The organism is Vibrio sp. 704 (genome assembly GCF_033339295.1).
Window position 1 is genome coordinate 1 of sequence record NZ_JAWOUH010000384.1, and the last position, 740, is coordinate 740.

Here is a 740-nt window from a genome sequence, read left to right on the forward strand (position 1 = left end):
TTTCAGGTTCAACTGCCGTTGCTCGCGTGATGGACGTACTCGCCGAAGAATACAACAAGACACACCCAGATAATTACATCGCTGTACAGGGCATTGGTTCTAGTGCGGGGATCACCATGGTGAACAAAGGTGTCGTGAAACTTGGTATGAGCTCTCGCTATCTGACAGAAAGCGAAAAAGGCGAAGACTTGAATGTGTTTCCAATTGCTTACGATGGCCTTGCCGTTGTTGTGAACCGTACAAACTCTGTGACTAACCTTTCAGCACAACAACTGTTTGACATCTACAAAGGCGAAATCAAAAACTGGAAAGAAGTCGGCGGCGCGGATCAACCGATAGCAGTTGTCACGCGAGAAGCATCTTCTGGCTCGCGCTACAGCTTTGAAAGTTTGTTGGGTCTAACCAAAATCATTAACGACCGTCTGGTTTCTGATATCAGCCCAAACAACTTAGTTGTAAATAGCAACAGCATGGTTAAAACCATTGTGAACCATAACACACGTGCGATTGGTTTTATTTCGGTGGGGTCTGTAGACCTTTCTGTGAAGGCGATTCAGTTTAACGGGATTGAACCAACAGCAGCAAACATCGCAAATCACAAATACAAACTGGCTCGACCATTCTTGGTGCTTTACAAAGTCGACTCGCTAGATCAAGCAGGCAAAGACTTTGTCGCGTTCCTAAAATCGGAAGCGGTACAAAAAACCATTGCTGACTACGGGTACATACCGGTTAAAAAC

At 45.4% G+C, this 740-nt stretch carries 1 protein-coding gene; it reads left to right on the forward strand.

The window, feature by feature from the left end:
* Positions 1-740, forward strand: a 740-nt coding sequence (locus R7R24_RS26620) for a phosphate ABC transporter substrate-binding protein (protein WP_318120104.1), incomplete at both ends; no start/stop codon positions are given.